Below are 20,644 nucleotides of genomic sequence, written 5' to 3'. Positions count from 1 at the left end.
ACGGTCATTTAAACCCTCCTGAAAACCGTATTTATAAAATGAAATCCCATTTGGGAAAAAATTTCAGAATATGAAAATTTTGTGAAAAATAAATAAATATTGTATAACAGAGATGGCGCAAAATTTTCTGCATCTATTGATTATTGATATAAGAGTATAAAAATGGAACTGGATCGTTTCGATAAACATATTCTAGAAATATTGACCCATGAAGATGTCAATCTGAATGAACTGTCCGAGCGGGTGAATTTATCTGTCAGTTCGGTGCATCGTAGGATCAAACACTTAATCGATCATAATATTATCAGTGGCTTAAAACGTGAAATCAATTACCAGAAATTAGGTTTCAGCCTGCATGTGCTGTTACAGGTATCCTTAAGCAAACATGATAGCGATACTTTTGCTAAATTCCTGGAAGAACTGGAAAGTATTCCCGAAGTGATTAATGCCTTTTTGGTCACCGGTCAGTCTGCGGACTTTATTGTCGAAGTGGTGGCAAGGGATATGGAAAATTATAGTGAAATCCTGCTTAAGCGGATTGGAAAAATTGAGCATGTGGTGGCACTGCATTCCAGCTTTGTGATTAAAGAATATAATGTCTTTAACTGTAGCGGATTACTCAATAAAGTTTAATCAAAGCTAGGGTGGTGGACAGCCATAAAAAAACGCACCCTAAGGTCATTGCTGTCCCACAATTTTTCACAAGAGGAAGCTCATTTGAGCTTCCTCTTGTTTTATGGGTATTTTATCGGGTGAAAATAAAGCTTTTAAAGTTCTTCTTTCAAACAAATTCACTTGAATTATTCTGAGTAAACGTTGAACTGTCCAACCTGTTTTCCCTAAATGTTGAGCGAAACTCACCAATAAATAGGCGATCATCGCAATCCAGATTTGTGTCTGAATTGCGTTCCTGCTGCGGCCTAGAAACGCTTTTAATTTGAGATTCTGCTTAATCGCCTTAAAGAACAGCTCAACTTTCCAACGATCTTTATAAATCGCCGCAATGGTGGAGGCGGCTAAATGAAAGTTATTGCTGAGAAAGCTAAAGTGCTTGCCACTTTGCTGATCTCTATATTCAATTCTTCTTAACACTGGGGCTTTTCTTTTTAGGGCATGTGCGCTATTCAGCTGAATGGTTTCATCTTTTAGAATACCTTTGGATTCAAGCACTGGATGTTGCTGGATCACCTGATACACAGATTTAGGCCTAAAACGTGTGACAAATCCAATGTTTTGAGCAGTCAGATTTGCATACCATTGGTAATCGACATAGCCTTTATCAAAAACTACAATGCTGCCAGCAGGAAACTGGAATTTGCGGCCTTGTACCATGTCATTTTCTTTGCCATTTTCAACTGCAACAAACTCAGGAATATCATTGCTGTGATTCAATCCTATGCTGAGTTTCATGCTGGCTTTTGAGTCGTGAACTTTGGCCCATTCACATAAGGAAAGCGACAGGTCAATATGACTGGCATCCAAGGAATACAAGGGATTCTTAAAGCGAAATTTATGAGCTACTTTTGAGTGTTCATAGTATTTAAGCAACTTGTGAAATAGCTGTTGATACAAGGCAGCAGGCTGCTGCTCATTGATTCGTGCCAGCGTGCTTCGGGGAATAGACTTTGCTCCGAGATGACTTAGCTTTTCCTGTTGGCACTCCAAATTGGATTGAATATCTCTCAGACTTTGTCTACAAGAGAATTGAGACATCAATATGGCAATAAACTGATCCCACCGGGAAGCCGCTCTAAATTTCTGTCCAACATGGTGTACTTTAGCAAGTTGTTCAAAATCCTGTCGCACAACAGGTTTAATTAGCTCATGAAATACGGTATTCTGATGTGACAAAACCTGAATCCTGGTCGTTAAAGTGTTTGTTTGCACTCATATTTTAACTGTTAGGACTCAGGTTTTTTTATTTAAAGCAAACTATGGGACAGCAGTGACCCTAAGGTGCGTTTTTTGAATCAGACATATTTAAGCATCAAGTTCTGCTAAAACTGCGTCTGAGAATTCAACGTTGGTATAAACGTTTTGTACATCATCCAGATCTTCAAGCATATCAATCATTTTCATGATTTTTTTCGCTTGATCGATGTCTGTGATTTCTGCTTTGGTTGAAGGACTCATCACTACTTCAGCATTGTCAGATTTTAAACCTGCAGCAGTTAAAGCATCTTGAACTTCACCGAAGGCTTCAGGTGTGGTAATGACCAAGATATCATCTTCAGTGACTTCGATGTCTTCAGCACCTGCTTCTAATGCCACTTCCATGATTTGATCTTCCAAAGACACATCTTCAAAAGTGATCTCACCACGTTTCGTGAACAGGAATGCCACCGAACCATTGGTGCCTAAGTTACCATCAGTTTTAGAGAAGCAATGACGTACGTCAGGCACAGTACGGTTCAAGTTGTCAGTCATGGTTTCAACAATAACCGCAACACCACCTACACCATAACCTTCGTAGGTCACTTCTTTCAGGTCGTCGTTATCTTCGCCACCAGCACCACGTTGAATGGCACGGTTGATCACGTCACGTGTCATATTCACTGATAATGCTTTTTCAACCACAGCACGTAGACGAGGGTTGCTTGCAGTATCTGGACCACCAAGCTTTGCAGCAGTGGTTAATTCACGAATGTATTTGGTAAAAACTTTACCACGACTCGCATCTTGTTTTGCTTTGCGATGCTTAATATTGGCCCACTTGGAATGACCCGCCATGCGAACTATGCTCCTTGTAGATTGGCTGTATGCCTATCAGAATGCCGAAATTCTACCATAAGCGTTTTTTTAAAAAAAAGTGCCTGGATTTGAGATTTCAGGATAAAAACAAAAAAAGTGAAATATCGAGGAAAAATAGAAAGAGGATAGGGGGATTTATAATTCTATTTATACATTTATATGGACAGATGACTTGGACATAAACAGCAGAATCGCTGATTATGTCCGTGCTTTTATTTTTAAAAAGCTTATTCTGGAATAACGATATCCAGGCCAACCTTGTCTTTATATAGTTGCTTGATCAAAGCCAGGTCATGCGCAAGGTCTGTCGGATAGATCTTGCCAAGAATGCCACCTTGCTTAGTTTTGGAATTGGCGTATAACAACACGATTGGTACATTGGCAGCCTTGGCAATATGCCAGAAACCGGTACGGATTGGTTTGCGTGCTTCACCTTGTTTAGCCCGTGTTGCTTCGGGAGCAATCACCAGATTGAACTTTTCATTGTTCTGAAAATGTTCCACCATCTGGGTCACGATATCTTTACTGGCCTTGCGGTCAACCGGAATACCACCCACAGCGTTCAATAGCGGTTTAAACGGTCCTTTAAATAATTCTTTTTTAATCAAGGTATGAACCTTGAGGTCATAAATCTGGAACAGGGCAATTGACAGTACCGCATCCATCATTGAGGTATGTTCAAACCCAATAATGACCTGTTTATCTTCAAGCACATCGGGTTCGACATGATATTGCCAACCTGCAAGTTTAAATGCAGATTCGCCAAGGAATTTATTTAGCATAAGTACGGAGAAGTAAAAGCTGTATGTAGAGAACTGCATAATTTCATCTTGTTCGCCCATACAGTCAATAGGCTTTCCAATAAAATCAGCGAATAATGTAAAAATCTATGATTTATTCATCTTTTTAAGCTGCAAGATTAAGAGTTAATATATATAAATAAAACAATATTAAGATCTTAAAAATATCATTAGATACAAAAAAAGTCTTAAAATGATGAAAAAATGACTACCCAGAGCACACTTTAGTTATTAGACTTTTGTCGAAGAAGAAGACTGATACAGGTCTTTTCTATTTTCTTATTCTTTCTACTCTGAGATTGAAAAGTATGACGTACATGACAGCCTTCGTAGTCTCCCTATTGATTTTTGCGCTTATAATTGTATGGTCTTTGATCGAAATTAAGCAGGATTTACATAAAGACGAAGAAATGAAGTCTGAATTCTAGTCATTCTATCTTCTTGAGCTCAAGGCTATTCCTTTAACAGTGCTGCCTGAGCAATAAAGAATTTTAATACCTTATAGATATACTAAGACCTTAAATCTATCAGTTTTACCCTTAGTAGACCGGATTAAATTCAAGATGACAGGCTCATTTGTCTTAAATGATGCAGCATGTATCTCATTTTTCTATATGCCTCCTATACTGAAGTCTTAAGTAACTGAATTTTGACTAAGACAAGTCGCCCATGATTGCTGCCTAAATGTTCAAGCAGTTATAAAAGCACTTGTCTTTCCAAAAAATCTTAGCTAGTATTCATGACGCCTGAACTTATTGATAAATAAAGTTTTCAGCATATAGGGCCTATAGCTCAGTTGGTTAGAGCAGCGGACTCATAATCCGTTGGTCGACAGTTCAAGTCTGTCTGGGCCCACCATATAAAACAACCACTTAGGTGCATTAATCCTAGGTGGTTTTTTGTTTTTGGATATTATGAAATCTGAAGTAAGCAATTCACTTAGTTGATCGTCGCTCTTATCTCGAATGACTTAAAATGGGTTGCCTCCACTGATAATGAACTTTTCTAGTTTGCCTTTAAATAAAGATTCTTCGTTCCCAGCTTAATAAAAAAGCATCTCCCTCAGATATTACTTTTGTTATCTAGATTCCATAAACATCCTCTTTAATCAAAAAAAGCTCATATTTATGGAATAATTGTGATGTAGTTTAAAGAATATCTGCAAAAAAAGTGAAAAGTAGATGAAATGCATTTTACAACTGAAAAAATTATGCTAATTAATATGAGATGATTTTTTAGTCAAAAATCATGATGTTTCAGGACGGAATATCTTAAGAAGCGTATTAAAAAAAAATGATTAAACAGGAGTTTCAATGATGCTTCAGCTTTTAAGAAAATTGTTTTGTTTGCATATTTATGAATATGAGCAAATGCAAGAAATCGGGGAACACAGGGAGTGTCGTAAGTGCGGTACGAATAAGGACTAAAGTTTTTGCAAGAAAAGTGAGCAATGGCTCACTTTTTTTATGCTTGTTATGGGCTAATTTCCGTTAAAATTAAAGGGAAATTTCATCACGATGAACAGGCATATGAGTAAAGATTTTCATGCAGATACCTATATCGTAGACAGCAACCTGGCAGATACGCTGCACTGGCTCAGCCTGCATCAAGATAGTTATGACTCCTTTAGCTATGATGCAGTCACGCAAGCGCTGATGGTGCATCATGCCAATGGAGTAGATCAAATCCGAGTCGGAGATTATCTGAATGCCCGTTATGGCATTTTAATTACTGCACATAACTTTTCTGCGAGTTCATTAACTTAAACAGTGATTAGCTTGCCATTGCATCTGTAGCCAGACTGCGAACACTCGGTTTTGGCTGTTCTGCAACTAAACCTAATTTTGCAAAAAGTTGCTGATCCCGGCCTTGGGATGTATTAGGGGTCGTCAGCAGTTTTTCACCAGAAAAAATAGAATTGGCACCGGCCATAAACGCCAAAGCCTGATCCGAATCGCTTAAGGATTCGCGGCCGGCAGAAAGGCGAATATAACTTTTAGGCATTAGCAAGCGTGCCACGGCAATAGTACGAATCCATTCAATCACATCCAGTTTTTCTACATCTGCCATCGGTGTACCTTCAATCGGCACCAACATATTAATTGGCACAGATTCAGGATGAATTGCCAGAGTTGCAAGTTCATATAACAAACCAATTCGGTCATCACGACTTTCACCCAGACCCACAATACCGCCACTACAGACTTTCATACCAGCCTGACGTACATGATCCAGAGTATCCAGACGATCATCAAAGCTACGCGTGCTGATGATATGTGAATAGTATTCACGAGAAGTGTCCAGATTATGGTTGTAATAATCCAGTCCCGCATCTTTCAAGCGTTCAGCCTGAGATCCATTTAGCATCCCCAGTGTCATGCAGGTTTCCAGACCGAGTGCTTTAACTTCACGTACCATTTCCAGCACATAAGGCATATCGCGTTCATGCGGGTTGCGCCATGCAGCCCCCATACAAAAACGTGAACTGCCTGATGCCAGCGCCTGTTTGGCTTCCTGAATCACTTTATTGACTGCAATGCGTTTTTCAGCTTCCAGTTTGGAATCATAATGCGCTGATTGTGAGCAGTATTTACAGTCTTCAGGACATTTACCGGTTTTAATTGAGAGCAGGGTACTGACCTGAACGGTATTGGCGGTGAAATGTTCACGATGAACCTGTTGCGCCTGGAACACTAGGTCCATTAAAGGCTGCTGATAAAGTGCTTGTATTTCTTCACGTGACCAATCATTACGTACCGCATCACTACTGTTCATCTCTTTCCCTATCTATGCTTATTTATCATTCGGTTCATCTTAATAAAAATTCGACCTTGCTTCACTAGCAAAATATGACCTTATATAAATGACAAAGCCCACACGAGGTGAGCTTTGTTTTTCAGTTACCAGATTATTTATTACTGTGATTTCCATGAATATCCTGGCCATGCAGATCACTACGGTGCTGTTTGTTAAACACGCGCTGATCCTGTTCATGCTGATTGTTTTTTGGGGAATTAATCGGGCCATGTTGCGGCTGTTGCTGTTGTTGCTTCTGCTGGTCATGCTGAAGCTGCTCAAGCAGTTCTTGATTTGGATTTTTTGATGACATCATCTTTCCTCCACTTCATTTCTGACTCTTTTTATTTATGCCATAGTCTGAAACATGGGTGTGTAAGGCTTTTAAGTGAAACTGTGAATCTAGGTAAAGTTGAAATATATTTTAATGGTGAGGGAAAATTAGCTGGATTTTGCCAGTTGTTCTTGAATCGCCCAATCGATATGTACCTGTACAATTTCATCATGCTGATCACGCTGTTGCTGAAGGACCTGAATAATCTGCCCATCAAAAGGCGCATTGCCCAAACCAATGGCGATATTGCGCATAAAACTTTGATAACCCGTACGACGCATCGGGCTGCCTTCAGTCGTACTTAAAAAGGTGGCTTCATCCCATTGCCATAAGTCCAGTAAACTGACCTGATCCAAGCCATGCCGTGACTGAAAATCCTCTACTGAGGTGACTTGGGCAAAACTATTCCAGGGGCAAATCAGCTGGCAGTCATCACAACCAAAAACACGGTTGCCAATTCCGCGTCGCAAATCTTCTGGAATAATGCCTTTATATTCGATGGTCAGATAGGCGATACAGCGTCGTGCATCCAGCATATACGGTTCTACAATGGCTTGAGTCGGACAAATGTCGATACAGGCAGTACAGGAGCCACAATGTTTCGTTGCAGGTTCATCAAAAGGCAGTTCCAATGAAGTAAACAATTCACCCAAAACAAAGAATGAGCCGGATGTTTTATGAATCAGAAGGGTGTGTTTACCTGTCCAGCCCATACCTGCACTTTCAGCCAGCGATTTTTCAAAAATTGGCGCAGAATCGGCAAATGGGCGTGATTCAAAATCTCCGACTTTTTCCCGGATTCTTGTTGCCAGGGTTTTCAAGCGACCCCGCATGGTTTTGTGATAATCCCGGCCACGGGCATAACGCGCGATAATGGCAGAGTTAGGTGCATAAGGGATATAACGTGGTTCTGGTGCCTCGACCAGATAATCCATACGCACACAGATAATGCTGCGTGTGCTGGGAACCAGTAAGGCGGGATTGGCGCGTTTTTCCAGATTGTCTTCCAGAAACTTCATATCACCATGATAACCACGATCCAGATATTCCTGTAAGCGTACTAATTCTGCTTGAGCATCCGGTTTGGCAATGACACAATCAGAAAAACCCAATTCTAAAGCCTGCGCTTTAATCCATGCTTTTAGTTCGGCTGGATCTTGTTGATAAACTTGAATTTGCGCGTGAGAATCGGGAGTTGTCATAAACCAAAGACAGGGAATAAGAAATGCAGCAACAAGTTTACCATAGCCGCGATCTACAAGCATGGGAGCAGCGCTGGTTTCAGCAGCAAAATAGTTCCTATGGTTTAATGCAACAAGTCGCCTGGGGGATTAGTCAGCGGCTGATCACCTTATTTTCCGAGCAAAAAATTAAAAAGATCGCTGTCTGCTGTGGTCCGGGCAATAATGCCGGTGATGGTTATCTCGTAGCCAAATATCTCAAACAGGCCGGTTTCCAAGTTGATATTTATGCGGCAGAGCTTGGCCCATCTCCAGATCTGGTCAAAGCGATTCAAGATGCCAAACAGGCTGACTTGCAGCCTTATTCGCATTTTGACTTTCAAACCGAATATGAGGCCTATATCGATGCCTTATTCGGAATTGGTCTAAACCGTCAACTGGATTCTGACTGGCAAAATGTTATTCAAACGGTCAATCAGCAAACTGGACTCAAAATCTCGATCGATATTCCGAGTGGACTGGATGCCAATACCGGTCAGCCTTTGCCAGTAGCGATCAAGGCTGACTATACTTTCACGGGTTTAGGGCTTAAGGCAGGACTGTTTACCGGACAAGGCAAAGAATATGCGGGCAAGATCGAACTGATTTCTGCTATTCCAACAGACGCAGAACTTCAACCGATTGCCCAGCTTGCATCACATCAGATTCAATTGCCCAAGCGTGAAGCCTTTGGTCATAAAGGCAGTTATGGTCATGTCTTGGTGATTGGTGGTCATGCCGATATGGGCGGAGCAGTGATCATGGCGGCAGAGGCGGCCTTTGCTGCAGGAGCAGGTAAAGTCACCATCGTTTGTGATGCAAAACACCATACTGCGATTTTGTCACGTGCACCAAATGTCATGCTGCGTGATATCAATCTTTTAACTCAGGAGCAACGCCAAGCATTGATTCAGCAGGTCGATGCAGTCTGTTTTGGCATGGGATTAGGTCGTGATTCTTGGTCAGAGCAACAATATACAGCTTGGTTTGAGCTGACTCAGCAATCTGATCTGGAGGTTGTTTTGGATGCGGATGCCTTATGGTTTCTGGCCAAGCAGCCTCAAGTTTTGAATTCCCAGACTTATGCCACACCACATCCAGGAGAAGCTGCAACTTTGCTAGCATGTAGCACTGCGGAAGTGGAAATGGATCGGATTGCAGCCATTCATGCCCTGCAACAAAAATATCAGGGACAGTGGGTGCTAAAAGGTTCAGGCAGCCTGATTCTGGAAGAAAGGCTTTACATCTGCAATGCCGGGAATGCCGGTATGGGCACGGGCGGAATGGGGGATGTGCTGGCCGGCATGATTGCCAGTCTAAAGGCGCAATTTGCGCAAAAAATTTATTTGCATGAAATTGTGACGCTGCATGCACTTGCAGGTGATGAACTGGCCAAAAATGGCGAACGCGGTTTACAGGCTCAAAATATGAAACATGCGATTTATCAGGTTGTGAATCGCTAAGGAGAATAGTGTGCCAGTCATCAAACTGAATATTTCAGGCCAAGTCCAAGGAGTCGGATACCGTTACTGGTTTGCCGAGCAGGCTCAAGCACTTGGGCTGAAAGGGCGTGTGCAGAACTTGAGTACGGGTGAAGTGGAGGCGGTTATTGTTGGAACAGATTCACAGCTTAGCGAAATGATTGCACGAAGTTGGCAAGGGCCTGCTCGTGCAACTGTACAAGCGATTATTCAGGAATATCTGAAATCCGATCTCGATGTTCAAGACTTTAGTATATTGCGTTAAACCTTATCGACGACGGCTACTGACGCGACTCCGGCCGCGTGCCATACCACCCAACGCATTCAATACCGCCATTTTACTCATACTGCCTGAGGCGTGGGCATGACAAATAGCAGCAGCTAAAGCATCGGCGGCATCCTGCTGCGGTTTGATGCTGAGTTTTAGAATATTCATTACCATCATCTGCACCTGTTCTTTATCCGCAGCGCCATAACCCACTACCGACTGCTTGATCTGGCGCGCAGTATATTCAGCGACTTTCAAATCCAGATTGACCAGTGCCGCAACAGCAGCACCACGGGCCTGACCGAGTTTTAAGGCAGAATCCGGATTTTGTGCCATAAAGACCTGTTCGACTGCAGCTTCAGTGGGACCATAAAATTTTACAATGCGCTCCACGCCGGCAAAGATCCGTTTTAAACGTTCAGGCATTTCTGTCGTTTCTGTTCTGATGGTGCCGGCATCAACAAAAGTCAGTTTGGAGCCGTCTTTTTCGATAATTCCGTAACCGGTTAAACGAGAACCGGGGTCAATCCCAATAATTAATGACATGCCCGCACTTTAAAAATAGAATAATGCCCATATTGTTACATAAGCGTATCAAAAAAGCTTGATCCTGATGAAGCAGTTGATTCCAGCATCCTATTATTTATTTTACTGAGATTAGATTAATTTTCATGAAATTATTTCTTATTATCCTTGCAGGCTTAATCCTAGAAGTATTTGTCTGGATTGGCGTGGGTGACCTCGTCGGGAGCATGTGGTACGTATTTTTCTGGTTTGTGGCCGCATTTTTTATTGGTATGAATATGATCCGTAAATACTCGGCCGGTGTAATGCCACAAATGCAGCAAATGCAGATGGGACAGATGAGTGCAGATCCTGCATTAACAGGAAATTTACCTAAAATTCTGGCAGGTTTCTTTCTGCTTATTCCTGGATTGATTACCGACGTATTGGCAGTATTGATGCTCATTCCAGCGGTTCAGCAGGTTTTTAAGGCTGCTATAATGAAAGCGATGATGAAACGTCAGCAACTCATGATGGAAAAAATGATGGGTGGCATGATGGGCGATATGGGTGGGGCACAAGGCCAGAACCCATTTGCCGAGATGATGCGTCAAATGCAGGATATGCAAAATCAGCAATCAGGTCGCGGTGATTCCACCATTATTGATGGTGAAGCACGTGAAGTGAGACCTGAGGCGAAAAAAATTGAAATGAAAGATATCAATCCAAAATAAATGTTTTATTTAAAAAACTCTATTTAAGCCGAATCTGATGATTCGGTTTTTTATTGGAGCTTTCTAATCTCTTTGAACAAACGTTATAATATATTTTTATAAATTTACCTTATTTTAATGTCTCTGCTTTTTACGATCTGTCTCCTGCATTTTGTTGCTCAACTCAGTCCCGGTCCCGATATTTTGCTCATTGCCAAAAGTGCCGCATCTACCACACGCCAGAATGCCTTGAAAATTATTGCAGGGATCTCTGCCGGTATTGTGGTTTGGGTAGTACTGACACTTGCGGGTTTTACTGTGTTAATTGACCAGTTTCCATGGGTCCAGCACGCCTTAATGCTTTTGGGTGGCATATTCTTGGCTAAAATGGGATGGGCCATGTTAAAGGGTGGTGTGCATAGCTTTAAAAATAGACATCAGACTGACGACGATACAAATGGACAGGTGCAAGCTAAAAACTATTTTATGTTGGGCTTATGGACCAACCTTTCTAATCCTAAAACACTGATCTATTTTAGTAGCGTATTTTCACTGGCCTTGAGTTCGTCTGCTTCCGATTATTTGAAAACACAGTTGGCTGTGATTATTCCCTTGCAGACCTTTATTACGTTTGCTTTATTGATGATGCTGATTTCCCAACCAAAAATTAAAACCTTGTACCAGCGTTCGGGGAGTTATATTGATATGATTTCAGGCGGACTATTTCTGCTATTTGCATTGTGGTTATGGTATGACGCACTTATTCTGATGAATTAAGTGGTATATCTTCATTTAATGCTGGAGATATTGGTGAGGTCTGGGCAGGAGAGGCTAAATTGTCTGGTGTTTTAACTGCCATTTGATAACGATTAGGCTTTAAAGTGGTTTCAGTATTTTCAGAGCCTTGATAGCTGCGGCTACGGTTGGCGCGCTCACGCAATCCACCTTTTTTAATTAACTGAACCATGGTACATCTCTCATTCAAATCCACAGCTATTGTAAATCAAATCTGGATTTGATGAGGCTATTTTCCGCATAGCTATCTGAATTATTCAAGATTAATAAAAAGACCTGTTTGAACCAACAGGTCTTTACTGTCAGATGAATAAATTTAGCGAAGTCTTTTATCTTCTTCTTTTAAAACATCCAATAATGAGTGTTGTACAGGAACTTCTTGTTGTGACTGCACATACAAATGCACCACTTTAAACACAATTGCTGTAACGAGGCAGGCTACTAGACACAAAACCCAAAAACCAAAAGGGCTGCGGATATGATGTGAGCCGCAGTTTGAGCATGATTTTTCTGTAGAGTCGACTACTTTTTCACAGCAGGCACAATGATATTGATACTGCATTTTTCTTCTCCCAGGATGTTATCCTTTTTATTCTTCGATCATGAAAGATGATTTGTTGCTCTATCATAGGAGAGCTTTTCTAGGCTGACAAGACGAGATTGCCGACAATTACATAGTATCTATATAGGATAAAAATTAATTACATGACTAAGATCATATCAAGAAAATGATTAAATGATTCATTATTTGAAAATATAGTTGAATCTAAAAAGATAATGACAACATCAATTAAAAATAAAGCCCGCATCAAGCGGGCTTTATTTGAGCTAGTCTAAAACTTACTGCCCTGAACGGATGATGTAATCAAAAGCAGACAAGGATGCCTTGGCACCTTCACCGGTCGCGATGATGATCTGCTTGTACGGCACTGTGGTACAGTCACCTGCTGCAAACACCCCTTTCACATTGGTTTCGTTGCGGTCGTTAATCACGATCTCGCCACGGTTGGTTAGCTCAACTGGGGTTTCTTTCAAGAAGTCCGTATTTGGCAACAAACCGATCTGCACGAAGATTCCTGCCAGCTCAACCACATGCTCTTCATCTGTGGCACGGTCTTTGTATTTCAGACCCGTCACCTGTGCACCATCACCCAGTACTTCAGTCGACAAGGCATTCTTGATCACGGTGGTGTTTGGCAGACTGTTGAGTTTGTCTTGCAGCACCTGATCCGCACGTAGTTTGGTATCAAACTCGACCAGCGTGACATGCTCTACAATCCCTGCCAGGTCAATCGCAGCTTCGACACCCGAGTTACCGCCACCAATCACAGCGACACGTTTGCCTTTGAACAGAGGACCATCACAGTGCGGGCAATATGCCACACCACGGGTTTTGTATTCCTGCTCACCTGGAACGTTCATCTCTCTCCAGCGTGCACCGGTCGACAGAATCACGGTTTTAGATTCCAGTTTGGCACCATTCTCTAAGGTCACTTCCACCAGACCATTGGCAGTTTCATCTGCACCTTTGATGTTGGATACCCGTTGCAGGTTCATGATGTCAACCCCGTATTCACGCACGTGGGCTTCCATCTCGGCTGCAAATTTAGGACCTTGAGTTTTCTGTACAGACGTGAAGTTTTCAATATCCATGGTATCCATGACCTGACCGCCCATGCGTTCAGCCACGATCCCGGTTTTAATGCCTTTGCGTGCTGCATAGATCGCAGAAGTATTCCCTGCAGGTCCACCACCGATCACCAGGACATCAAAGGCATCTTTGGCATTCAGCTTTTCCGCATCTTTGGCAGCGGTATTGCTATCCAGCTTGGCAATGATTTCTTCCAGTGTCATACGACCCTGACCGATATGCTGGTTGTCCTGGAATACCATCGGCACCGCCATGATTTTGCGTTCTTCGACTTCGTCCTGGAAGAAAGCCCCATCAATCATGGTGGCAGTAGTGCCCGGGTTATAGATGGCAATCAGGTTGAGTGCCTGAACCACATCCGGACAGTTATGGCAGCTTAACGATACGAACACGTCAAAATTAGATTGAACACCCAGGCTCTTGATATTCGCCAGAACTTCATCCGAGACTTTCGGTGCATAACCGGAAGTTTGCAGCAATGCCAGGATCAGCGAAGTGAACTCATGGCCCATTGGCAAGCCTGCAAAGAACACGCGTGGCTGTTCACCGGCCTTGGCAATACCAAAACTTGGCACACGTTTGTTGCTGCCATCAAAACGGGTAGTCACCTGATCAGAAAGTGCCGCAATCTCTTCGACCAGTTCCTTGATCTTGTCTGACTTGTCAGAGCCATCAAGGGTAGCCACCAGTTCAATCGGGCCTTCCAAACGTTCTAATAGGGTTTTAAGTTGAGCTGAAGTATTTTGGTCTAACATTGCTAACGTCTCCAAAGGAGTAAATGTTTATTTGATAACAGGATATTAAATGAATTGAATAAATAGGTAAAACAGTTTGTTTTTATTTTATTGATCGGATTTACAGATTTATTAAAAAATTCATCATTAATTTCAAAGTTCTATATGGGGGCGAAAGATTAATTTTCAAGTAGTTTAGAGCAAGAATAAGGATTTTCAGCTAAGATTAAAACAAGATATTTGAGACTCGAATGATGGAATTACAACGCGGTATTTATCAACATTATAAGGGACAGCTTTATCAGGTGTTTAATGTCGCCACGCACAGTGAAACTGAAGAAAAGCTAGTGGTTTATCAATGTCTCTACGGTGATTATTCAATTTGGGTACGTCCTTTAACGATGTTCACTGAAACCATTACCACCAACGATGATCGTGAAGTGGAGCGTTTTAAATTGATTCAGGCACTTTAAGCCCAACAGACTCAGGGAAGAGTGATGCAAAACTCAGATGAATTTGAAATATTCATGCAAGAATTATATGAAAAATTTCATAGGCATGATCTTAAGCAGGCAGATCGCCTGCACCGATACCGGAATATAGAGCCAGAATCCGGTCAATTTTTGTCTATGCTGATTCGTGCACAACAATCGAAAAATATTCTGGAAATTGGCACCTCTACTGGTCATTCCACCTTATGGCTGGCAGAAGCGGCTCGGCAGACTCAAGCCATGATTACAACACTTGAAGTTGATGCAGAACGGGTTACTCAGGCAAAGCAATATGCGACAGAAATAGATCTTGCAGATTTAATCAATTTTAAAGTAATTGATGCTCAGGTTTATCTGGAGGCAGAACAGGAAATATTTGATTTTATCCTGTTAGATGCTGAACGAGATGCTTATGTCAGTTACTGGCCACATTTGAGTCGATTACTTAAAGCAAAGGGCGGGTTACTGGTGGTCGATAATGTCATTTCACATGCAGCAGAAGTCGAAGAGTTTATTGCCTTAATTCAGCAAGACCCACGTTTTATCATGAGTATTGTACCCATAGGCGCAGTTTTGCTGATGCTGGGATTTCGTTAAATGGATTCACTTCAATCCATGCAAATTTTATTAAAATGTAAATTATATTCGAGATACTTTTCTACGAATGCGGCTTTGTCTTGGCGTCTTAACAGGTTGTCATAAATAAATTCAGGTACGGGATGATACAGCTCGGCATGACCATTACTGTATACAATTTTCAGGTGGCGGCTTGAGGGATTGTATTTCCAAGAAATCACGGTAAGCAGTTTTTGCATATGCGTTCCTCCACTGAATATTTCTTATCTTATCATTTGAACTTATGCCATATGGCTCTGCAGATGTATAGCTCAATTGTAAGAATCGGTAAGGATTATGAGAAAGCGAAGCAAAAGATATGCCTGAATTTTTATATGATGGATCAAGAAAGAAATAGGACTGCAATATTTAAAGTCCTAACAAAATAATTTAAAAAAATAAAATCCAGTATTGCACTGACATAAAAGTTCAAACCATAAAAAACCACGCTAAAAAGCGTGGTTTTTTTGAATCAGTTCAATCTAATTAAAATTAGATTTTACCCACTAGGTCGATTGAAGGAGCAAGAGTTGCATCGCCTTCTTTCCATTTAGCTGGGCAAACTTCGCCTGGGTGAGCGTGTACATACTGAGCTGCTTTAACTTTACGAAGAAGTTCTTGAGCGTCACGGCCGATACCACCAGCGTTGATTTCAACGATTTGGATTTTACCTTCTGGATCGATCACGAAAGTACCACGATCAGCAAGGCCGTCAGCTTCGATTAATACGTCAAAGTTTTTAGCAAGAGTCCAGTTTGCATCACCAACCATTACATACTGGATTTTTTTGATTTCTTCTGAAGAATCGTGCCAAGCTTTGTGAGTGAAATGCGTGTCAGTAGAAACTGAGTAGATTTCAACGCCTAGTTTTTGGAATTCAGCGTAGTTGTCAGCAAGGTCACCAAGTTCAGTCGGGCAAACGAAAGTGAAGTCAGCTGGGTAGAAGAATACAACAGACCATTTGCCTTTCAGGTCAGCTTCAGTAACTTCAATGAATTTGCCGTTTTGGAATGCAGTTGCTTTAAATGGTTTAACTTCAGTATTAATTAAGCTCATCATTGTCTCCATGATTGAGGTAGTCTTTGATTTTGAATAAGAGTATCGAAATTTTGGTTGATGCTAAAATGGTATTTTTACATTACAAACATCGGAAAAACCGAATTAAGTAAAAACGCGCCACTTTGGCAAAATCGCTTTGTTCATTGAGCAGCATCAAGATGATGGCCTGATGACAAAATTATCTCTTTTTCCTCGTGCTAGCAAACATGATGTTGAAACCAAAAAATTCAAGGGTCAATTCGGAAAAAAGCATAATTTCCACAAAATAATTTAAATATCAATTCCAAACTTGGACTTATGATTAAATCTAATCAGGGAAACTCATGCGTGTCATTTAGATATTTTGACAGGTTTATAGTGCGGAATTGAGAGAAATCAGGCAGCCAAAGCCAATTTGTCCGGCACTTAACAGAACTACGACTATCTGAAATCTAATGAACCAAGTAAAATAAACCTTTCCGGTTTTTTGATGTGGGTGTTTTCTCTGTGCAGAGTCATTTAAATGTAGATCAATGGATAATGGCGCGTGACCGTCACCGTTTAAATCGACTGAAAAAAGGGAAAGACGCAGATGCTAAGCAGTATCAGGAATTATTTGAAAAATCCAATCTGAAAGTACGGCAACGGCTTGAGCGTCTTCCGAACATCAAGCTAAATCAGGATCTGCCGGTAACCCAGTATGCTGACAAGCTGATTACCGCGATTCAAAAGCATCAGGTTATTATTGTAGCTGGTGAAACCGGTTCTGGTAAAACCACCCAGTTACCGCAAATTGCTATGCTGGCTGGACGTGGCCTGACCGGAATGATCGGACATACCCAGCCGCGTCGACTGGCAGCCCGCAGCGTATCACAGCGTATTGCCGAAGAAGTTGGCGAAAAACTCGGTGAATCAATTTCCTTTAAAGTACGTTTTACGGAACAGGGTTCACAAGACTCAATTGTGCGTTTGATGACAGACGGTATTTTACTGGCCGAACTGACGCATGACCGATACCTGACCAAATATGACACGATTATTATTGATGAAGCGCATGAACGTTCGCTGAATATCGACTTCATTATGGGTTATCTGAAGCAGCTATTGCCACGTCGTCCCGATCTGAAAGTCATCATTACTTCAGCAACCCTGGATGTAAACCGTTTTAGCAGTTACTTTAATGGTGCACCAATTTTTGAAGTGGAAGGCCGCAGCTTCCCGGTAGAGCTGCGTTATCGCCCGATCTCGGAAATGAGCATTGGCGGTAGTGATGATGATGAGTTTGATGATTTTGAAGAAAACCTGCCTCGCGCTGTGGTCAAAGCAGTCGAAGAATGCTTTCAGGATGCACAGGAAAAAGGTCATCCCGAACATGCCGATATCCTGATTTTTGCCAGTACCGAGCAGGAAATTCGCGAGTTACAGGAAACCCTGATCAAACATGGGCCACGCCATACGGAAGTATTAACTTTATATGCGCGTCTGGCGCTGGCCGAACAGCAGAAAATCTTTAATCCTTCTGGTGGCGGGCGACGCATTATTATTGCCACCAACGTAGCAGAAACAGCTTTAACCGTTCCGAATATCCGGTATGTGATTGATAGCGGTTTTGCCCGTATTTCGCGTTATAACTATCGTTCACGGGTGCAACGTCTACCAATTGAAGCCGTTTCTCAGGCAGCAGCCAATCAGCGTAAAGGCCGCTGTGGCCGTATTGCACCGGGTGTCTGTATTCGTCTGTATTCTGAAGATGATTTCCTCAGCCGTCCTGAGTTTACCGAACCAGAAATAAAGCGAACCAACCTGGCATCTGTAATTTTGCAGATGCAAAGTCTGAGCTTGGGTTCACTCGAAGATTTTGATTTCATCGAACCACCAGATCATCGTTTGGTCAATGATGGCCGCAAGCTCCTCATTGAACTGGGGGCAATGGCTGAGAAAAATTCTCCTAAAACTGAAGATGATCAAGCAAATCCCTCTCTTGCGTCGCATAACGCCTCACCCTTCGAGAAAGGGAGACTTCAAAGCCGTGGCTTAACCAAGATCGGTCAGCAAATGGCGAAAATGCCGATCGATCCACGTCTGGCCCGCATGATTCTTGGTGGTGCACATTTTGGCGTGCTGAATGAAGTGCTGGTGATTGTGGCCGCACTTGCAGTTCAGGACCCGCGTGAACGCCCTGCGGACAAGCAGATGCAGGCGGATCAGAAACATGCACTATTCCGTGAAGCCGATTCTGATTTCCTGTTCTATATCAAACTCTGGGAGACGCTGCATAATAACCGCGGCAGCATGAGTGAAAATAAGCGCCGTACTTTTGCGCGTAATCACTTCCTGAGCTGGCTGCGTTTACGTGAATGGAAGAAAACTCATGAGCAGCTGGTGGATTTGGCTAAGGGTTTAAAACTGTCATTTAATGAAAATAAAGCCAGTTATGAGAATCTGCACCGTGCCTTGTTGACCGGTCTCTTATCATTTATCGCCAACAAGACCGATGAGCGTAATGTTTTTATGGCGGTGCGTCAGCAAAAAGCACGGATTTTCCCAGCTTCTACCTTGCACAAGACCAATACGCCGTGGGTGATGGCCTTTGAAATGGTCGAGACTTCCCAGGTGTATTTGCGTACCCTAGCCAAGATTGAGCCGGAATGGATTCTGCTGGCCGCGCGTGACCTGCTCAAGCATCATTATTTTGAACCGCACTGGTCGAAAAAAGCTGGTGTGGTGAATGCCTATGATCAGATTTCATTATTTGGTCTGATTATTGAGCCGAAACGCCCAATCAATTATGAAAAAGTAGATCAGGCGGCCGCGCATGAAATTTTCTTGCGGGATGCTTTAACCACTGGGCATTTAGGCATTACTCCACCATTTTTAAAGCATAACTTGCTTAAACTGGAAGAAGTCGAGCGAGTAGAAGACAAATTACGCCGTCGTGATCTAGTGGTTGATGAAGAAACCATTTACCAGTTCTATGCCTCGAAAGTGCCGCCTGAAGTGGCCAGCCGTCGTACTTTTGAAGACTGGCGTGCCACGGTTGAGCCTCAGAATCCGCGTTATTTATTTGTCGATGATGATGCGCTATGGCTGAATGACCGGCCGACGACACAACAATTTCCGGACTATTTGCACAATGGTAGCCTGCGTCTGGCTGCAACCTATCGTTTTGACCCGAGTCATGATGAAGATGGCGCGACAGTTAAAATTCCCCTGCAAGCCTTGGCCCAGGTCGATGAAGGTATCTGGTCATGGGGGATTCCGGGTTGGCGTCTGGATCTGATTGAAGCATTGCTAAAAGCTTTGCCGAAGGATAAGCGCCGTAATCTGGTGCCGATTCCGGATACTGCACAAAAACTCATAGCAAAAGTAGATGCGCAGGATTTACAGAAACATATTTTTAGTTTCTTGGCATTCCAGCTGCGAGGCGAACAAATCACGGAGAAAGATTTCAGCTTTGACCGGGTAGACCAATATCTGTTGCCTTTTATTAAAGTGACTGATGAAAAAGGTCGTGTCATTGAGCAGGGGCGTGATCTTGCCGAGCTGAAAGCGCGCTGTCGGACTGAAACGCATAGTCCGGTCAAACAGCTTAAAGGTGAATTTAAAACCTTCCCGGAAAGCTTTGTATTTGAAGCCTCACAAAAAGTCACCGGTGTCGTGGTCAAGCAGTACCAGGCGCTGGTTCCGACTAAAGCTTTTTCTGCCCTGGAGCAGAAAGATGAATCGGGTGTGGTGATTCAGACTTTTAATGATCAGGCTGAAGCGGTTAAAAAACATCGTGAAGGGGTGATCCGACTGGTGCATATGCAACTCGGAGACTTGACCCGCCAGTTGAAAAAACAGATTTCCAAACCTTTGGCGCTGGCTTATTCGCCACTTGGAGATAAAGCGCAACTGGAACAAATGTTAGTTTATGCCACACTACACATGTCCATTAATGAGCTGCCTGTCAATGCGCAAGAGTTCCAAAAGCTGGTTGAAGATGTAAAAAAATCTTTCCTGACTTATGGTCAAGTTGCCCTGAAAGAGATCACGGATATTTATATCCAGTGGCAGGAAATTCGCCGGAAATTATTGGTTTTAGACCATTCTGTGTTTGAAAAAAATATTAATGATATTGAAGATCAGCTTGATTTAATGAGCCTTTCAGACTTTGTATATCGTAAACCTTCCGATGTATGGAGCGAATTTCCACGTTATTTGAAAGCCTTGATCTTGCGTTTAGAGCGCTTGCCCAATAATCTACAAAGGGACAATTCCGCCATTGACCAAATTGATCAATGGATGGAAAAATTATTCAAGTTTAAAGATGACCCTCGCCTGAAAGAATTGTATTTTATGGTCGAGGAGTTAAGAATCTCATTGTTTTCACAACCGATGAAAACAAAAGCACCCGTGTCTCCAACTCGCTTGCAAAAAGTATGGGATCGTCTTGGAATCAGTTAAGATATAG

At 42.3% G+C, this 20,644-nt stretch carries 21 protein-coding genes and 1 tRNA gene; 10 read left to right on the top strand and 12 right to left on the bottom strand.

The window, feature by feature from the left end:
- The first annotated feature begins 162 nt into the window (after positions 1 to 162).
- Positions 163 to 633, top strand: a complete 471-nt coding sequence (locus F995_RS03890; RefSeq protein ID WP_004645518.1) for an Lrp/AsnC family transcriptional regulator — start codon at positions 163 to 165, stop codon at positions 631 to 633.
- Positions 634 to 699: 66 nt separating this feature from the next.
- Here the strand turns inward: F995_RS03890 and F995_RS03885 are convergent, their stop codons facing one another.
- From F995_RS03885 to F995_RS03875, 3 genes are all read right to left on the bottom strand, one after another.
- The gene (locus F995_RS03885; protein ID WP_004645517.1) at positions 700 to 1,851 is read right to left on the bottom strand and encodes an IS4-like element ISAbe18 family transposase; all 1,152 of its coding nucleotides are present in this window, start codon (positions 1,849 to 1,851) and stop codon (positions 700 to 702) included.
- A gap of 129 nt (positions 1,852 to 1,980) precedes the next feature.
- Positions 1,981 to 2,730, bottom strand: coding sequence for a YebC/PmpR family DNA-binding transcriptional regulator (locus tag F995_RS03880; protein ID WP_004645516.1), 750 nt, complete (start codon positions 2,728 to 2,730; stop codon positions 1,981 to 1,983).
- 248 nt (positions 2,731 to 2,978) lie between these two features.
- Positions 2,979 to 3,533 carry a 1-acyl-sn-glycerol-3-phosphate acyltransferase gene (locus F995_RS03875; protein ID WP_004278932.1) on the bottom strand — a complete coding sequence of 185 codons (555 nt, stop codon included), beginning with the start codon at positions 3,531 to 3,533 and terminating at the stop codon, positions 2,979 to 2,981.
- Between the two features lie 799 nt (positions 3,534 to 4,332).
- On the opposite strand from F995_RS03875, the gene F995_RS03865 reads away from it, so the two are divergent.
- Both F995_RS03865 and F995_RS03860 read left to right on the top strand, forming a co-directional pair.
- Positions 4,333 to 4,409 (top strand) — tRNA-Ile (locus tag F995_RS03865).
- 671 nt (positions 4,410 to 5,080) lie between these two features.
- Positions 5,081 to 5,317, top strand: coding sequence for a hypothetical protein (locus F995_RS03860; protein WP_016806820.1), 237 nt, complete (start codon positions 5,081 to 5,083; stop codon positions 5,315 to 5,317).
- Positions 5,318 to 5,324: 7 nt separating this feature from the next.
- Here F995_RS03860 and bioB read toward each other — a convergent pair whose 3' ends face one another.
- The 3 genes from bioB to queG form a co-directional block, all read right to left on the bottom strand.
- Positions 5,325 to 6,326 carry a biotin synthase BioB gene (gene bioB / locus F995_RS03855; protein WP_004645510.1) on the bottom strand — a complete coding sequence of 334 codons (1,002 nt, stop codon included), beginning with the start codon at positions 6,324 to 6,326 and terminating at the stop codon, positions 5,325 to 5,327.
- A 133-nt stretch (positions 6,327 to 6,459) separates the two neighbouring features.
- The gene (locus F995_RS03850; protein ID WP_004278929.1) at positions 6,460 to 6,663 is read right to left on the bottom strand and encodes a hypothetical protein; all 204 of its coding nucleotides are present in this window, start codon (positions 6,661 to 6,663) and stop codon (positions 6,460 to 6,462) included.
- Positions 6,664 to 6,788: 125 nt separating this feature from the next.
- Positions 6,789 to 7,883 (bottom strand): tRNA epoxyqueuosine(34) reductase QueG, encoded by a 1,095-nt coding sequence (gene queG / locus F995_RS03845; RefSeq protein ID WP_004645509.1) that lies wholly within the window; start codon positions 7,881 to 7,883, stop codon positions 6,789 to 6,791.
- Between the two features lie 23 nt (positions 7,884 to 7,906).
- On the opposite strand from queG, the gene F995_RS03840 reads away from it, so the two are divergent.
- Entirely contained in the window at positions 7,907 to 9,364 is a 1,458-nt protein-coding gene (locus F995_RS03840) for a bifunctional ADP-dependent NAD(P)H-hydrate dehydratase/NAD(P)H-hydrate epimerase (RefSeq protein WP_004645508.1), read from the top strand.
- A gap of 10 nt (positions 9,365 to 9,374) precedes the next feature.
- Positions 9,375 to 9,647 (top strand): acylphosphatase, encoded by a 273-nt coding sequence (locus tag F995_RS03835; RefSeq protein WP_004645507.1) that lies wholly within the window; start codon positions 9,375 to 9,377, stop codon positions 9,645 to 9,647.
- Between the two features lie 3 nt (positions 9,648 to 9,650).
- On the opposite strand, the gene ruvC is transcribed toward F995_RS03835, so the two are convergent.
- Entirely contained in the window at positions 9,651 to 10,196 is a 546-nt protein-coding gene (gene ruvC, locus F995_RS03830; RefSeq protein WP_004278925.1) for a crossover junction endodeoxyribonuclease RuvC, read from the bottom strand.
- Between the two features lie 125 nt (positions 10,197 to 10,321).
- On the opposite strand from ruvC, the gene F995_RS03825 reads away from it, so the two are divergent.
- Positions 10,322 to 10,888 carry an FxsA family protein gene (locus F995_RS03825; RefSeq protein WP_004645506.1) on the top strand — a complete coding sequence of 189 codons (567 nt, stop codon included), beginning with the start codon at positions 10,322 to 10,324 and terminating at the stop codon, positions 10,886 to 10,888.
- A 117-nt stretch (positions 10,889 to 11,005) separates the two neighbouring features.
- The gene (locus F995_RS03820) at positions 11,006 to 11,644 is read left to right on the top strand and encodes a LysE family transporter (protein WP_004645505.1); all 639 of its coding nucleotides are present in this window, start codon (positions 11,006 to 11,008) and stop codon (positions 11,642 to 11,644) included.
- Here the strand turns inward: F995_RS03820 and F995_RS03815 are convergent.
- The 3 genes from F995_RS03815 to ahpF form a co-directional block, all read right to left on the bottom strand.
- The gene (locus F995_RS03815) at positions 11,628 to 11,834 is read right to left on the bottom strand and encodes a hypothetical protein (RefSeq protein ID WP_004645504.1); all 207 of its coding nucleotides are present in this window, start codon (positions 11,832 to 11,834) and stop codon (positions 11,628 to 11,630) included. The genes F995_RS03820 and F995_RS03815 overlap by 17 nt on opposite strands.
- A 144-nt stretch (positions 11,835 to 11,978) precedes the next feature.
- Complete coding sequence (locus F995_RS16240; RefSeq protein ID WP_004645502.1) at positions 11,979 to 12,224, bottom strand: hypothetical protein; 246 nt, start codon at positions 12,222 to 12,224, stop codon at positions 11,979 to 11,981.
- 278 nt (positions 12,225 to 12,502) lie between these two features.
- Positions 12,503 to 14,068 carry an alkyl hydroperoxide reductase subunit F gene (ahpF, locus tag F995_RS03810; protein WP_004645501.1) on the bottom strand — a complete coding sequence of 522 codons (1,566 nt, stop codon included), beginning with the start codon at positions 14,066 to 14,068 and terminating at the stop codon, positions 12,503 to 12,505.
- A gap of 233 nt (positions 14,069 to 14,301) precedes the next feature.
- On the opposite strand from ahpF, the gene F995_RS03805 reads away from it, so the two are divergent.
- Positions 14,302 to 14,520, top strand: coding sequence for a DUF1653 domain-containing protein (locus F995_RS03805; RefSeq protein ID WP_016806821.1), 219 nt, complete (start codon positions 14,302 to 14,304; stop codon positions 14,518 to 14,520).
- Between the two features lie 24 nt (positions 14,521 to 14,544).
- Entirely contained in the window at positions 14,545 to 15,135 is a 591-nt protein-coding gene (locus F995_RS03800; RefSeq protein ID WP_004645499.1) for an O-methyltransferase, read from the top strand.
- A gap of 11 nt (positions 15,136 to 15,146) precedes the next feature.
- On the opposite strand, the gene F995_RS03795 is transcribed toward F995_RS03800, so the two are convergent.
- Positions 15,147 to 15,353 carry a KTSC domain-containing protein gene (locus tag F995_RS03795; RefSeq protein ID WP_004645498.1) on the bottom strand — a complete coding sequence of 69 codons (207 nt, stop codon included), beginning with the start codon at positions 15,351 to 15,353 and terminating at the stop codon, positions 15,147 to 15,149.
- 292 nt (positions 15,354 to 15,645) lie between these two features.
- On the bottom strand, positions 15,646 to 16,209 hold the full coding sequence (gene ahpC / locus F995_RS03785; RefSeq protein ID WP_004278916.1) for an alkyl hydroperoxide reductase subunit C: 564 nt from the start codon (positions 16,207 to 16,209) through the stop codon (positions 15,646 to 15,648).
- A 489-nt stretch (positions 16,210 to 16,698) separates the two neighbouring features.
- On the opposite strand from ahpC, the gene hrpA reads away from it, so the two are divergent.
- Entirely contained in the window at positions 16,699 to 20,637 is a 3,939-nt protein-coding gene (hrpA, locus tag F995_RS03780) for an ATP-dependent RNA helicase HrpA (RefSeq protein ID WP_162131578.1), read from the top strand.
- Positions 20,638 to 20,644: the final 7 nt, after the last annotated feature.

The sequence above is a fragment of the Acinetobacter sp. CIP A162 genome (assembly GCF_000367905.1).
GTDB lineage: Bacteria > Pseudomonadota > Gammaproteobacteria > Pseudomonadales > Moraxellaceae > Acinetobacter > Acinetobacter lwoffii.
Note: the sequence above shows the minus strand (reverse complement) of the source record. Positions and strands in the feature narration are given on the sequence as shown.

What these genes read in the sequence shown, in the direction of transcription:
- F995_RS16240 (WP_004645502.1), bottom strand. Translation starts at nt 12,224, where the DNA reads ATGCAGTATCAATATCATTGTGCCTGCTGTGAAAAAGTAGTCGACTCT.
- F995_RS03820 (WP_004645505.1), top strand. Translation starts at nt 11,006, where the DNA reads ATGTCTCTGCTTTTTACGATCTGTCTCCTGCATTTTGTTGCTCAACTC.
- queG (WP_004645509.1), bottom strand. Translation starts at nt 7,883, where the DNA reads ATGACAACTCCCGATTCTCACGCGCAAATTCAAGTTTATCAACAAGAT.
- F995_RS03860 (WP_016806820.1), top strand. Translation starts at nt 5,081, where the DNA reads ATGAGTAAAGATTTTCATGCAGATACCTATATCGTAGACAGCAACCTG.
- F995_RS03825 (WP_004645506.1), top strand. Translation starts at nt 10,322, where the DNA reads ATGAAATTATTTCTTATTATCCTTGCAGGCTTAATCCTAGAAGTATTT.
- F995_RS03805 (WP_016806821.1), top strand. Translation starts at nt 14,302, where the DNA reads ATGGAATTACAACGCGGTATTTATCAACATTATAAGGGACAGCTTTAT.
- F995_RS03875 (WP_004278932.1), bottom strand. Translation starts at nt 3,533, where the DNA reads ATGCTAAATAAATTCCTTGGCGAATCTGCATTTAAACTTGCAGGTTGG.
- ruvC (WP_004278925.1), bottom strand. Translation starts at nt 10,196, where the DNA reads ATGTCATTAATTATTGGGATTGACCCCGGTTCTCGTTTAACCGGTTAC.
- F995_RS03815 (WP_004645504.1), bottom strand. Translation starts at nt 11,834, where the DNA reads ATGGTTCAGTTAATTAAAAAAGGTGGATTGCGTGAGCGCGCCAACCGT.
- F995_RS03795 (WP_004645498.1), bottom strand. Translation starts at nt 15,353, where the DNA reads ATGCAAAAACTGCTTACCGTGATTTCTTGGAAATACAATCCCTCAAGC.
- F995_RS03890 (WP_004645518.1), top strand. Translation starts at nt 163, where the DNA reads ATGGAACTGGATCGTTTCGATAAACATATTCTAGAAATATTGACCCAT.
- ahpC (WP_004278916.1), bottom strand. Translation starts at nt 16,209, where the DNA reads ATGAGCTTAATTAATACTGAAGTTAAACCATTTAAAGCAACTGCATTC.
- ahpF (WP_004645501.1), bottom strand. Translation starts at nt 14,068, where the DNA reads ATGTTAGACCAAAATACTTCAGCTCAACTTAAAACCCTATTAGAACGT.
- F995_RS03800 (WP_004645499.1), top strand. Translation starts at nt 14,545, where the DNA reads ATGCAAAACTCAGATGAATTTGAAATATTCATGCAAGAATTATATGAA.
- bioB (WP_004645510.1), bottom strand. Translation starts at nt 6,326, where the DNA reads ATGAACAGTAGTGATGCGGTACGTAATGATTGGTCACGTGAAGAAATA.
- F995_RS03880 (WP_004645516.1), bottom strand. Translation starts at nt 2,730, where the DNA reads ATGGCGGGTCATTCCAAGTGGGCCAATATTAAGCATCGCAAAGCAAAA.
- F995_RS03850 (WP_004278929.1), bottom strand. Translation starts at nt 6,663, where the DNA reads ATGATGTCATCAAAAAATCCAAATCAAGAACTGCTTGAGCAGCTTCAG.
- F995_RS03840 (WP_004645508.1), top strand. Translation starts at nt 7,907, where the DNA reads ATGCAGCAACAAGTTTACCATAGCCGCGATCTACAAGCATGGGAGCAG.